Raw genomic sequence first — 13032 nt, 5'->3', positions numbered from 1 at the left:
TCCTCGTTCCCGTGATGAGCAAAGGAATGAGGGATGCCGCCCGGATTACCGCTTGAGCCGCAGCAGGCTGGAGCCGGTATAGATCGCCAGCGCCACCCAGATCATCGCAAAGGCGGCCATGCGCACCATGTCGAACGGCTCCTTGAAGATGAAGATGGCGATGAGGAAGATCATCGTCGGTGCAATATATTGCATGATGCCGATGGTCGACAGCCGCAGCAGTTTCGCGCCATTGCCATAAAGGATGAGCGGAACAGCGGTGATGAGCCCGCTTGCCGCCAGAAGCCAGGTATCGGCGGAGTTGCCGCCCATGAAATGCGCCTGTCCGCTGAAGGCAAGCCAGATCATCACCAGCACGGCGGGGATGGATAAAAGCATGACTTCCAGCAGGAAACCCTGCGTTGCGCCAATCGGCAAAGTCTTGCGGAAAAAGGCGTAAAAACCCCAGGACACCGTGAGCGCGATGGACACCCAGGGCAGGCTGCCCGCATGCCAGGTGAGGATCGCCACCGCCAGCGCCACGAGGCCGATGGCGGCGATCTGCGCCGGATAAAGCTTTTCCTTGAGAAGCACCGCGCCGAGAAAAATGCTGAACAGCGGATTGATGAAATAGCCAAGCGCGGCATCAAGCGCGCGGCCTGCGCCGATCGCCCAGATATAGACGCCCCAGTTGATGCTGATGAGGATGGCCGTCAGGCTCGCCATAGCCAGCATCTTCGGGGTTCTAAGCGCTGTTCTGATTTCCGCCGTGCGCCCGAGCGCAATCAGCACGACCGCCGCAATCGGCACCGACCAGACGACGCGATGGACGATGACCTCGATCGGCGAAATATGCGCAACCGCTTTCATGTAGAAGGGAAGAAACCCCCATAGCAGATAAGCGGAAAGCGCGAAAGCAAAACCGCGCGCGCTGTCGCCGCCCTCCTGGGCCGGGAGCGATTTGTCGAGTGCCATGGGGAGTACAGCCAATTGTTCGGATGCCGTTTTATAACGGATTGCCACAGCGGCGGCCAATTCATTTCCGTGAAGGATTCATGAGAAAAACTGCATGGATAAAAGGCGCACTGCCCTTGAAAAGGGCTGCCCCGCGACGGGAGGAAATGATCCGCGCAGGAAGCCCTGCGTGAATCATTCTCTTATCCGGCCGTTGTAAGGCTTTGAAAGAACTGGGTTATTTCCCGGCGAAACGGTCGTTGGCGCGGATCAGTTGGTCAAGAATGCCCGGTTCGCTCATTGCATGTCCCGCCGCCTCGATGATGTGGAAATCCGCCTTCGGCCAGGCCTTGGCCAGCTGCCAGGCATATTTCAGCGGGCAGGGCATGTCATAACGCCCATGCACGATGACGCCGGGGATATCTTTCAGTTTGCCGGCGTCGCGCAGCAATTGGCCTTCCTCCAGCCAGCCGCCATTGACGAAGAAGTGGTTTTCGATGCGGGCGAAAGCGATGGCGTATTTATCCTCGCCGAAATCCTCGACCCGGTCGGGATCGCTGACGAGTGAGATGGTGGCCCCTTCCCACTGGCTCCACGCCTTGGCGCATTCAAGCTTCTTTGCCTCGTCAGCGCCGGTGAGATAGCGGTTATAGGCCTGCATCATCTCGCCGCGTTCGGCTTGTGGGATGGGTGCGATGAATTTTTCCCACTGATCCGGATACATTTCGGAAACGCCGAACTGGTAATACCAGTCGAGTTCCGGCCTGGTGACGGTGTAAATGCCGCGCAGAACCAGCTCACTGACGCGGTCGGGATGGGTCTCGGCATAGGCGAGCGCCAGCGTCGAGCCCCAGGAGCCGCCGAAAACCAGCCATTTCTCGAAGCCGCAAAGCACGCGCAGCCTTTCGATATCGGCAACGAGATGCCATGTGGTGTTGGCTTCCAGTTCCGCATGCGGCGTTGAGCGGCCGCAGCCGCGCTGGTCGAACAGGATGACGTCGTAAAGGGCGGGATCGAAGACGCGGCGATGCGTGGGATTCACCCCGCCGCCGGGACCGCCATGCAGGAAAACCGCCGGTTTTCCACCGCGCGTGCCAACCCGTTCCCAGTAGATCGTGTGGCCGTCGCCGACATCGAGCATGCCGGTCTCGAACGGTTCGATCTCGGGGTAAAAGCCGCGCAATTCTTCGGTCATGGGTCATCATCCTTCGCTGGCCATTCGGCCGTATCATGGTCCGGGTGCTGGCAATTGTTCACCCGAGGGAAGGGCTATCCGTTGCAGGTTCCGGCTCGACCGGCAAGCCGTCGAGTTCGCCTAACCAGTGCATTTTGGCGGCGAGATTGGATTGCGCCTCGGGTTTGATCCGCTGGGGTTCGTCCAGCGAACCGAGGGTGATATTGATGAAATCGGCGCCCGGCATGTCGTAGAACAGCGGCGTGCCGCACCGGCCGCAGAAGCCGCGACGCGCGTGATCGGAGGACCGGAACCACGCTGCTTCGCCGCGGGTGATTTCAAACTGCGTAAGCGCACTTGCGGCAAGCGGCATGAAATAATTGCCCGATGCCTTCTGGCACATGCGGCAATGGCACAGATGCGGATAACGAAGACCGCCCTCTATCCGATAACGCACCGCGCCGCACTGGCATCCACCGCTGAAACCCTCGGCTCCGCTCATGCGCGCTCGTCTTCCGGCGGCCAGACCTGCGTGTCGTGATCCGGGTGCTGATAGGAGGTGATCTCCGCCTCGTCCACGCCCTGTTCCACGGCCGGCTTGCCGAAGAGCTGCTCGATCCACGGCATGCGCTTGTGGACATTGACCTGCACCTGCGGCTCGATCCGCTCGGGCTCATCGAAAGCGCCGATGGCGATCTCCACGCCGCCGGGATAATGATAGGTCAGCGGCGTACCGCATTTGTTGCAGAAACCGCGATGGATTTTCTGCGACGAGCGAAAGAGGGCTGGCTGGCCGCGCGTCCAGGTCAGATGCGCCTGATCGGCTGTGACCAGCGCGCCGAAGAAGTTGCCGAAATGTTTCTGGCACATGCGGCAATGGCAGATGGAGGCCCGGCCAAGCTTGCCCGCATGGAAACGCACCGCGCCACACTGGCAACCGCCGGAAAAACCACTTTCGCTCATTGTCTGTTCTCCGGCGGCCATTGTGCCGTATCATGGTCGGGGTGCTGATAGGAGACGAGATTGGTGAGATAGTCCACCGAGGTCAGGTCGTCTTCCGTCGGAACGGCGGGCAGCGTGTGAAGGCTATCGACGAAATCGATTTTGCGCTCCACGCCCCACTGAATGGTTGGCGGCAGCGCGGCGGGATCGTCAAAAGCCCCGGCCGCCACAGCCACGCCGTCCGGCGCTTCATAGGTCAGCGGCGTTCCGCATTCAGGGCAGAAACCGCGCTTGACGACGCTGGAGGATTGAAACCGTTTCGGCTCGCCGCGCGTCCATTCGAATTCCACGTTGCGCACCGAAACCAGCGGCGCGTAATAGGCGCCGAAGGCCTTCTGGCACATGCGGCAATGGCAGATGGAACTGTCTTTCAGTTCACCGGAGGCGCGAAAACGGATCGCGCCGCACTGGCATCCGCCGGTATATGTCTTCATGGTCGGTCCTCCTTCACCGTTCGGATAATGTGGAGACAGACATTGTCGATGTCTCTGAGGATATCCTCGTTCCAGAAACGAAGGACTGTCCAGCCAAGTTCCTCAAACGTGCGTGTTCTCTCTCGGTCATAGGCTGCCGCAGCGTCGTCCGCGTGCTGAAACCCGTCCAGTTCGACAATGATCTTATGCGAGGGGCAAGCGAAATCAACGATATATCCGGCGACCGGCAGCTGGCGTCTGAAAGACATGCCGTCAAGGCGGTGAGCGCGGACGGCGTTCCAGAACTTCAGTTCTGCGTCGGTCATGGCCTTTCGCATCTGCCGGGCATCTCCCCCCAAGGGGGGGAGATCGATCTGTGGCTCGGCCTTGCCCATCTCAACGCTTAAGAGTGAAGTTGAGATAGTGCTTCTGGCTGATCTCCCCCCTTGAGGGGGAGATGTCCGGCAGGGCAGAGGGGGGTAAACCGCAAGCCGCAGCAGCAAATTACCGCTTCAACTCCCACGTCGTCGTCCGCTCCCCGGTCTCCTTGTCCTTCCCATCCTTCAACTGAATACCCTTCTCGGAAAGCTCATCACGCAAACGATCCGCCTCCGCAAAGTTCTTCGCCTTCAGCATTTCAAGGCGCAATTCCACCAGCGCATCCACGGCCGAAACGATGGCCTCGTCCATTTCCGTCTTCTTTGGCAAGACGCCGAGGAGGGCAGCACTTGCCGCAAAGGCCGGCAGCCGGGATGGGTCCGCATTGGCGGCGTGGGCCAGCGCATGCAGCGCCTGCACGGCGGCAACTGTGTTGAGATCGTCGGCAAGCGCCTCAAGCACGGTTTCATCCGGTGCCGCATCGGAGGCATCGGCCGCCGGCCACTTGGCAAGCAGGCGTTCGGCCTCTTCCAGACGCTTCACCGAAAAATCGATCGGCTCGCGATAATGCGTCATCAGCATGGCAAGGCGCAGAACCTCGCCCGGCCATTGGCGACCGCCGAACTTCTCCGTGTGCAGCAATTCGTAGATGGTCACGAAGTTGCCCTCGGACTTCGACATCTTGCGGCCTTCCACCTGCACGAATCCGTTATGCATCCACACATTGGCCATGACATGCGTGCCATGGGCGCAGCGCGATTGCGCGATCTCGTTTTCGTGATGCGGGAAGATGAGATCGAGCCCGCCACCGTGAATGTCGAACACCTCGCCGAGGTAACGACCTGCCATGGCCGAGCATTCGATGTGCCAGCCGGGACGGCCACGGCCCCATGGGCTCTCCCAGCCCGGCTCATTATTGGACGAAAGCTTCCACAGGACGAAATCGCCGGGTGTCTTCTTGTGGGCCTCCACAGCCACGCGTGCGCCCGCCTGCTGTTCGTCCAGAGGCCGCTTCGAAAGCTGGCCGTAATCGGCCATCGAGCGGGTGTCGAACAGCACCTCGCCGCCTGCCGTATAGGCGTGGCCGCGGGCGATCAGCTTTTCGATGAGGTCGATCATTTCCGCGATATAGTCGGTGGCGCGGGGTTCGACAGCCGGCGGAAGGCAGCCCAGCATGGCCACATCCTCGTGGAACTGGTCAGCGGTCTTTTTCGTCACCGCATGGATGGCGTCGTTGAGCGGCAGATGCGGATAGTCGCGCAGCGCCCGCGCATTGATCTTGTCATCGAGATCGGTGATGTTGCGGGCATAGGTCACGTGGGTCTCGCCATAGACGTGACGCAGCAATCGGTAGAGAACATCGAACACGATGACCGGGCGCGCATTGCCGATATGGGCAAAATCATAGACCGTCGGGCCGCAGACATACATGCGCACATTGTCAGGATCGATCGGCGCAAATTCCGCCTTTTCGCGTGTCAGGGTATTGTGAAGTTTCAGGCGCAAGGACATGCGGCAATTCCCTAAAGGTAGTCAATTGTCCTGACCGGACCGTTTGTCTGTTGGGCCTTGCGGGAGACGAAAACGATCCGGCCGGTGGCGAACCAGCAAAAATAATTTCAGCAGCAGGTGCAGATCGTCGTTTTCATGACTTGCGTTATGGCGCGGCAGGGTCTCCCGGTCAAGGGCAACCATGGAGACCCTGCCGGTCCACAGAGCGGAAAATCCTCATTCCGGCTGGCGGTAGTCCACGAATTTTCCATCGCGCACGACGAAGAGCTTGCCGGTCTCGGTCAATGCCGGCGAGGCGAGGGGAAGGATGGCGGCAGCAACCTCTGACGGATGCGGCAGGGTGGCCGGGTCTTCGCCCGGCATGGCCTGGGCGCGCATCGCCGTGCGCGTGGCGCCCGGATTGATGCTGTTGACACGAAGCGCGCTCTTCTGCGTTTCCGCAGCCCAGGTGCGGGCCAGTGCTTCCACGGCGGCCTTGGAGGCGGAGTAGACGCCCCAGAAGGGGCGACAGCTATGGGCGGCACCCGAAGACAGGATCAGTGCGCGGCCCGCATCCGATTTCAGAAGCAGCGGTTCGACCGAGCGGATCAGCCGCCAGGTGGCGGTGACATTGATGTTCATGACCCGCTCGAAGACTTTCGCTTCGATATGACCGACCGGTGAGATAACGCCGAGAACACCGGCATTGGCGACGAGAATATCGAGCTTGCCCCAGCGCTCGTAGATATTGGCGCCCAGCGCATCGATGGCCTTCATGTCGGAGAGATCGAAGGGAACCAGCGTCGCCGTGCCGCCGACGGCCTTGATGGCGTCGTCCAGCTCCTCAAGACCGCCGACCGTGCGGGCGCAGGCGATGACATGCGCGCCCGCCTTGGCCAGCTCCAGCGCGGTGAAATAGCCGATGCCGCGCGATGCGCCGGTAACGAGAGCGATGCGCCCCTTGAGATCGATAGTCATGGTCTCCCCCGAAATGATTGCGCCTTCTTCTACGAAGCCGCAGCCGCCCGCTGCAAGCAATTAAATTGTCGCAGCTGGCGTGCGGAATAAAAGCAAGAAAAAAGCGGCCGCCGGAGACCGGTGGCCGCTTGTTCTGTCTCGCTTATCAGCCGTTGCTGGCCAGCATGGAAATCTTGCTGCCCATGGCCTCGCCATTCTTGTCGAGAAGGCGGGTCGGATAATCGCCGGTGAAATAATGGTCGGTGAACTGCGGCCGCGCATGGTTGCGGTTCTCACCGCCAACGGCGCGGTAAAGTCCGTCGATCGACAGGAAAGCCAGGGAATCGGCGCCGATATACTTCGCCATCGCCTCGACATCGGCATACTGGTTGGCCAGCAGCTTGTCGGCGTCAGGCGTGTCGATACCATAGAAATCCGGGTGGAAGATCATCGGGCTGGCGACGCGGATATGAACTTCCTTGGCGCCGGCCTCGCGGATCATCTGCACGATCTTGACCGAGGTCGTGCCGCGCACGATGGAATCATCCACCAGCACCACGCGTTTGCCTTCGATCATCGCCCGGTTGGCGGAATGCTTGAGCTTGACGCCGAAAGCGCGGATCTGCTGGGTCGGCTCGATGAAGGTGCGGCCGACATAATGGTTGCGGATGATGCCGTATTCGAAGGGAATGCCGCTTTCCTGCGCAAAACCAAGCGCTGCCGGCGTGCCGCCGTCGGGAACCGGGACAACGACGTCGGCTTCGAGGGGGGCTTCCTTGGCCAGGTTCATGCCCATGTTCTTGCGCGTCGTGTAGACGTTGCGGCCGCCAACGACGGAATCGGGGCGGGCGAAATAGACATATTCGAACAGGCAGAGACGCTCCGGCTGCGGCTTCGACGGCTTGCGCGCATCGATGGTGATCGAACCGTCAGGTTGGATTTCGCAGATGATGACTTCGCCGTTTTCAACGTCGCGGACGAATTTCGCGCCGATGATATCGAGAGCACAGGTTTCCGAGCAGAAGATCGGCTTGCCATCCAGCTCGCCCATGACCAGCGGGCGAATGCCGATCGGGTCGCGTGCGGCAATCAGCTTGGTGCGGGTCATCGCCAGCATCGAATAACCGCCTTCCATCTGGCGGATAGCATCGATGAAACGATCGGCCGTGGAGGAGTGGCGGGAGCGGGCGATGAGGTGCAGCACGACTTCGGTATCCGATGTCGACTGACAGATGGCGCCTGTCGCGATGATCTGGCGGCGAAGCGTCAGCCCATTGGTGAAGTTGCCGTTATGGGCAATGGAAATGCCGCCTTCTTCCAGCTCGGCAAACAGCGGCTGCACGTTGCGCATCGCCACTTCGCCAGTGGTGGAATAACGGGTGTGGCCAATGGCGATGGAGCCGGGCAGGCGGGCAAGGGTTGCGGGATCGGTATAATGATCGCCAACGAGGCCCATATGGCGTTCCTGATGGAAACGCTTGCCGTCGAAGGAGACGATGCCGGCTGCTTCCTGGCCGCGATGCTGAAGCGCATGCAGGCCGAGCGCGGTCAGCGCCGAGGCGTCGGCATGGCCGAGAATGCCGAACACGCCGCATTCTTCATGCAGCGTATCGCCGTCGATCTCTTCCTTGAAAGTGGTCCCATGGAATGTGGAATGCGAAAGCGGCTCAATCATCCGGCTTGCCCTTGCTCTCTACCGAGAAAAAAGAAAGACCTCTCCGGTGAGTATCTCTCCCGGTCGGCCCATCTGTGTCGTGCTTGATATTTAGCACAAATAGCGCGCCTTGCATGCATTGCAAGGCGCGACACTGTGTCAATTATTCGTTGCCGGTTGATTTGTTGCCGGCACATCTTCGGCAGGCGCCTGCGCGGCTGCCGGTTCCTGTGGTTTTCCAAGAATACGGGCGCGGATCTGCGGCTCGATATCGTCAGGCAGAACCGCCTCCAGCTTGCCCACCAGCCCATCGAGGAAAGGTTTGGACTTAGCCTGCGTCACCCATTCCGGCTGCGTCTTCACATCCACCAGCCAGTTCCAGAAAGCGACTGCGACGACCAGAAGCAAAATGCCGCGCGCTGCGCCGAACAGGAAGCCGAGCGTACGGTCCAGTGCGCCGATGCGGCTGTCGATGATGAAATCGGCAATACGCGAGGTGATGAAGGAAATCACGATCAGCGAGACGAGGAAGACCACACCGGCGGAACCGGCGATCGCGATCTTGTCGTCATCGGTATAGTTGCGCGCATAGGGCAGCAGGACCGGATAAAGATAATAGGCGGCGGCGACAGAGCCGCCCCAGCTCGCAATCGACAAAATCTCGCGTGAGAAACCGCGCACCATTGCAAGAAGGGCAGAGAAAAGAACAACGGCGATGACGATGCCGTCGAAAATTGTAATGGGCATATACCAACTCCGGAGGTGCGACGCCTTGTCAGACGCTGCCTTGCCAATTTTGCGATCCTCTTACACCACTGTTTCCCTTGGCGAAAGGATCAATATTCGTCGTCCTCAACCTGTTTGAACCGGTTGCCGGAGCCGGCGATGCGGGCCACGAGGTCCGGAAGGCTTTCAATTTCCGCCCACCGACCCTTGCCCGCTTTCGGCAATTCAGCCGAACCAGACGGCAGAAGTGCGGCGGAAAAGCCGAGTTTTTCAGCTTCTTTCAACCGTTGGCCCGTATGCGAAACCGGGCGCACCGCACCCGACAGGCTGATTTCGCCGAAATAGACGCAATCGGCGGGCAGGGCAAGACCGGCAAGCGAGGAAACAAGCGCAGACGCAATCGCCATATCGGCGGCCGGTTCGGAAATACGGTAGCCGCCGGCGACGTTCAGATAAACATCATGCTGGCCAAGCTTCACGCCGCAATGGGCCTCCAGCACGGCGAGAATCATGGCGAGTCGCGAACTGTCCCAGCCGACGACCGCGCGGCGCGGCGTGCCGAGCGACGTGGCAGCGACCAGCGCCTGCACCTCGACAAGTATGGGACGTGTGCCTTCGATGCCGGCGAAAACCGCTGCACCCGGCGATTTTTCGTTGCGCTCGCCCAGAAACAGCTCCGACGGATTGGACACTTCCCTGAGGCCACGATCCGACATTTCGAAAACGCCGATTTCATCGGTCGGCCCGAAGCGGTTCTTGACCGTACGTAGAATGCGGTAATGGTGACCTCGATCCCCTTCAAAATAGAGCACGGCATCGACCATGTGCTCCACCACGCGCGGACCGGCGATCTGGCCTTCCTTTGTCACATGGCCCACCAGCACCATGGTCGCGCCTGTCTGCTTGGCGAAACGGATCATCGCCTGCACGCCAGTGCGCACCTGCGTCACCGTGCCGGGGGCGGAATCGGCCGTGTCGCTCCACAGGGTCTGAATGGAATCGATGATGACGAGATCGGGCCGCTTGCCCTCGGAGATCGTCGCCAGAATATCCTCGACATTGGTTTCCGCCGCCAAGAGCACGTCGGTATCCGCAGCGCCGAGACGTTGCGCCCGCAGACGCACCTGCGCCACCGCTTCTTCGCCCGAGACATAGACGATTCGATGGCCTCGCCGCGACAGGGCAGCCGCCGCCTGCATCAGCAGCGTCGATTTGCCGATACCCGGGTCGCCGCCGATCAGAACGGCCGAACCGCGCACGAAACCGCCGCCAGTCGCCCGGTCGAGTTCGCTGATGCCGGTCGGAATGCGCGGCGCCTCCTCGATCTCGCCGGAAAGCGAGGTGAGCGTGACGGGTCTGCCCTTCTTCGGCGCCTTGCCCGGCCCGGAGCCGATGCCGCCCATCGGATCCTCTTCGACGATGGTATTCCACTCGCCGCAGCCTTCGCATTTTCCCGCCCAGCGGGTATGAACCGTGCCGCAGTTCTGGCACACGAATTGGGTCTTGGCTTTGGCCATCTTATGTCAGTTTTCTTCTTGTTTGAAATCTTCGGCGGAAATGTCCTGATGGCCATGCAGCACACGCAGCACATACATCTTTTTGTCATCGACGATGAAATAGATGCATCGATCACGATAGGGGAAAGCCCGCAAGTTCGGCGCGAAGCTGCGAGGCACACCTGTTATCCCGTATCGCGCCAGCGAGATCATTTTGACGTTGATGTCGTCCAGAAAGCGCCTGGCAGCAACGGGATTGAATTGCGCGATATAATTATGATCGGCGAGAAGATCGTCCAGTACCCGTGCGGTGACCACCAGGCGCCTTCGCTTCATCCTGTTCCCCCGCCAGCTTCATTATGTGCGCGGTAAAATCATCCGCACTGGAGAACTCCATCACCCGGCCGGCTTCCACATCGTCCAGCCCTTCCTGAATCAGTCGTTGAAGCTCTACAAGCTTGCCTTCCCTGCTGCCCAGCAAACGCAAACCAGCTGAGACGACCGAATCCGCGTCCTTAAAGATGCCAGCCGCCACCTGCTCCTCGATGAACTTCTCGTCCTGCTCGCTCAAATGGATTTCGGGCATTTCGATCTCCTTTTGTTCTCTTTTAGCACAGGTCGCGTGGCCTTTCCAAGCGCTAAAGGCGGCCGTTAATCATCTGCCATCAGATATTGCCGCTCATATCGCAGACCAAGCCCTGTCAGCATCTCATAGCCGATCGTTCCCGCCGCGCGTGCGGTCTCGTCGACGGGCACGTTGGGGCCGAAAAGCTCGATGTAGTCGCCGGCGCGGATGGCGTTGGCCGGTACATCCGTGACGTCGAAAATGGTGAGATCCATGGTCACGCGGCCGGCCACGGGCACCTTATGGCCGTTAACGACACCGTAGGCGCCGCCGTGCCCCATTTCACGCAGCGGAATGCCCGAACCTGAAAGCGAACGCTGATATCCATCCGCATAACCGACGGAAGCAATGGCAAGCCGGCTGGCGCGCTTCAGCAGGAAACTGCCGCCATAGCTGACGGTCTGGCCTTCACTCGCCTCGCGTATCTGGATGACCCGCGCCTCGGCCTTCGCCACAGGCCGCATCGGGTTGGCCACACCGTTGACCGCCTCGCCGCCATAAAGGGCGATGCCGGGGCGGGTGAGGTCGAAATGATAATCCGAGCCGAGGAAAATCCCCGCAGAAGCCGACAGGCTTGATTCGATACCTTCGAAAGCGGCGCTAACCTTCCGGAATGATTCGAGCTGCGCCCTGTTCATCGGTGAGGAGGGCGTGTCGGCGCAGGCGAGATGCGACAGTACCAGAACCGGGTCGAAACTCGCCGGACGTGTGACGTCGTCGGCAAGGAACAGCGCGTCGTCGAGGGGCAGGCCGAGGCGATTGAAACCGGTATCCACATGCAGTGCGCAGGGGTGGTCGCCCCGTTCGGCAACAGTTGCCATCCAGAAGGACAGCTGTTCTTCGGATGCCAGCACCGGCACCAGATCATTGTCGAAGACCTGCCGTTCCTGCCCCTGCCAGATGCCGGAGAGCACGAAGATGCGCGCTTCCGGGGCATAGGACCGCAATGTCGCACCCTCGGCCACCGTGGCCACGAAGAAGTCCCGCGCGCCGGCATGGTAGAGCGTCGCTCCGCAATCCTCGATACCGAGACCATAGGCATCGGCCTTGACGACAGCCGCCGTCCGGGCGCTTCCGGACCGCTTTTTCATGTCGCGCCAATTGTCGGCGAGGGCGCCGAGATCGACGGTCAGCCGCAGCGGCGCGTGCTCGAAAGCGTCGGTTTCGTTTTCGGGAAAGCTGTCTTCGAAGTCGTCAGTCATGCCATGCGTCCGGTTGATTTGGAACCGGCCAGACCCTAGCACTTTTGTTCAAGACGGTAAGGACGGAATGTTCTAAACTTCGCTCATGCACAATGTTTCGCAGGAACAGGCCCTTGATTTTATGCCCGTTGCCACGACGGAAACCACGCGTTTCTGGCGTGACCGGCGTTTTGGCGGCATGGAGTGCCTCAGCGCGACGTTTCTCACCCATGAGTATTCACCGCATGCACATGACACTTTTTCCATAGGCGCTATCGAAAGCGGTTCGCAGATTTCCACCATTCAGGGCGCCACCGAACAGACGGGGCCGGGGCATCTTTATCTCATCAACCCGGATGAGATTCACGATGGTGCGCCGGGCGGCGGCGGATATCGTTACCGGATGATCTATCCCGATACGGAACTGCTTCGCGAGATCATCGAGGACGTTACGGGCAGGGCGTTTCACGGCACGCCGTGCTTTCCCAAATTCCTGCCGCACGATCCGCAGATGGCGGCCGTCTTTCAGATGGCCCACCGGCGGCTGGAGACGAAATCCGGCGCGCTGGAGGCGGATGAGGGCATGTTCTCGGTTCTCGCCGCCCTGTTCAGCAGGCACGGCAGCGCCATTATCCTGCCTGTCGAAACGCGAGAAAAAACGGCGGTTTATTCCGCGCGCGACTATCTTTCCGACAATTACGAAACCGATATCGGCCTTGAGGAACTGGCCTCCATCGCCGGTCTCAGCCGCGCGCATCTTATCCGCGCTTTCAGGAAAGAGTTTCACATCACCCCGCATGCCTATCTGACGGATGTACGCATCCGCAGGGCGCGTCGGCTTCTGCGTGCCGGCGAGACGCCGGCCGAGGTGGCGGCAATGTGCGGTTTTGCTGACCAAGCGCATTTCAGCCGGCATTTTAAGGCCCGCACCGGTGTCACGCCGGGGCAGTTCCGGGCGGCCTGAGTTCAAAGCCCGCATTCCTGTTTCGGAAATGCGACAAA

Annotated in this window: 15 protein-coding genes and 1 pseudogene; 1 reads left to right on the top strand and 15 read right to left on the bottom strand. The window is 60.4% G+C overall.

The features are described 5' to 3' along the window. Nucleotides 1-45: 45 nt before the first annotated feature. From rarD to alr, 15 genes and pseudogenes are all read right to left on the bottom strand, one after another. A complete protein-coding gene (gene rarD / locus AGR1_RS08210) occupies nucleotides 46-954 on the bottom strand; it encodes an EamA family transporter RarD (RefSeq protein ID WP_149146662.1) in 909 nt (302 codons plus the stop codon). A 217-nt stretch (nucleotides 955-1171) separates the two neighbouring features. Continuing rightward, the gene (gene pip / locus AGR1_RS08205) at nucleotides 1172-2128 is read right to left on the bottom strand and encodes a prolyl aminopeptidase (protein WP_149146661.1); all 957 of its coding nucleotides are present in this window, start codon (nucleotides 2126-2128) and stop codon (nucleotides 1172-1174) included. Continuing rightward, nucleotides 2125-2609: pseudogene (locus AGR1_RS08200) on the bottom strand (GFA family protein). Before AGR1_RS08200 ends, pip begins: the two are co-directional and overlap by 4 nt. Then, the gene (locus AGR1_RS08195) at nucleotides 2606-3070 is read right to left on the bottom strand and encodes a GFA family protein (protein ID WP_149146660.1); all 465 of its coding nucleotides are present in this window, start codon (nucleotides 3068-3070) and stop codon (nucleotides 2606-2608) included. The pseudogene AGR1_RS08200 and the gene AGR1_RS08195 overlap by 4 nt, the downstream one beginning before the upstream one ends. Then, on the bottom strand, nucleotides 3067-3543 hold the full coding sequence (locus AGR1_RS08190) for a GFA family protein (protein ID WP_149146659.1): 477 nt from the start codon (nucleotides 3541-3543) through the stop codon (nucleotides 3067-3069). The genes AGR1_RS08195 and AGR1_RS08190 overlap by 4 nt, the downstream gene beginning before the upstream one ends. Next, nucleotides 3540-3848 (bottom strand): endonuclease domain-containing protein, encoded by a 309-nt coding sequence (locus AGR1_RS08185; protein ID WP_246669633.1) that lies wholly within the window; start codon nucleotides 3846-3848, stop codon nucleotides 3540-3542. The genes AGR1_RS08190 and AGR1_RS08185 overlap by 4 nt, the downstream gene beginning before the upstream one ends. A 178-nt stretch (nucleotides 3849-4026) precedes the next feature. Next, nucleotides 4027-5412 (bottom strand): cysteine--tRNA ligase, encoded by a 1386-nt coding sequence (gene cysS / locus AGR1_RS08180; protein WP_149146657.1) that lies wholly within the window; start codon nucleotides 5410-5412, stop codon nucleotides 4027-4029. A 21-nt stretch (nucleotides 5413-5433) separates the two neighbouring features. Then, on the bottom strand, nucleotides 5434-5595 hold the full coding sequence (locus AGR1_RS29535) for a hypothetical protein (RefSeq protein ID WP_187772082.1): 162 nt from the start codon (nucleotides 5593-5595) through the stop codon (nucleotides 5434-5436). Between the two features lie 33 nt (nucleotides 5596-5628). Continuing rightward, nucleotides 5629-6369, bottom strand: coding sequence for an SDR family NAD(P)-dependent oxidoreductase (locus tag AGR1_RS08175; RefSeq protein WP_080793053.1), 741 nt, complete (start codon nucleotides 6367-6369; stop codon nucleotides 5629-5631). Between the two features lie 145 nt (nucleotides 6370-6514). Then, entirely contained in the window at nucleotides 6515-8023 is a 1509-nt protein-coding gene (gene purF, locus AGR1_RS08170) for an amidophosphoribosyltransferase (protein WP_080791013.1), read from the bottom strand. A 138-nt stretch (nucleotides 8024-8161) separates the two neighbouring features. Continuing rightward, on the bottom strand, nucleotides 8162-8749 hold the full coding sequence (locus tag AGR1_RS08165; RefSeq protein ID WP_080791012.1) for a CvpA family protein: 588 nt from the start codon (nucleotides 8747-8749) through the stop codon (nucleotides 8162-8164). An 89-nt stretch (nucleotides 8750-8838) separates the two neighbouring features. Beyond that, complete coding sequence (radA, locus tag AGR1_RS08160) at nucleotides 8839-10245, bottom strand: DNA repair protein RadA (protein ID WP_149146656.1); 1407 nt, start codon at nucleotides 10243-10245, stop codon at nucleotides 8839-8841. Between the two features lie 6 nt (nucleotides 10246-10251). Beyond that, a complete protein-coding gene (locus AGR1_RS08155; protein ID WP_149146655.1) occupies nucleotides 10252-10542 on the bottom strand; it encodes a type II toxin-antitoxin system RelE/ParE family toxin in 291 nt (96 codons plus the stop codon). Then, nucleotides 10499-10810 (bottom strand): type II toxin-antitoxin system ParD family antitoxin, encoded by a 312-nt coding sequence (locus AGR1_RS08150; protein WP_149146654.1) that lies wholly within the window; start codon nucleotides 10808-10810, stop codon nucleotides 10499-10501. The genes AGR1_RS08155 and AGR1_RS08150 overlap by 44 nt, the downstream gene beginning before the upstream one ends. Nucleotides 10811-10875: 65 nt before the next feature. After that, nucleotides 10876-12051 carry an alanine racemase gene (gene alr, locus AGR1_RS08145; protein ID WP_149146653.1) on the bottom strand — a complete coding sequence of 392 codons (1176 nt, stop codon included), beginning with the start codon at nucleotides 12049-12051 and terminating at the stop codon, nucleotides 10876-10878. Between the two features lie 85 nt (nucleotides 12052-12136). Here alr and AGR1_RS08140 point away from each other — a divergent pair, with 85 nt between their 5' ends. After that, entirely contained in the window at nucleotides 12137-12994 is an 858-nt protein-coding gene (locus AGR1_RS08140) for an AraC family transcriptional regulator (protein WP_162927385.1), read from the top strand. Nucleotides 12995-13032 lie beyond the last annotated feature (38 nt).

Source organism: Agrobacterium sp. B1(2019) (assembly GCF_008274755.1).
GTDB lineage: Bacteria > Pseudomonadota > Alphaproteobacteria > Rhizobiales > Rhizobiaceae > Agrobacterium > Agrobacterium salinitolerans.
This window is presented reverse-complemented; position numbering and strand designations above follow the sequence as displayed.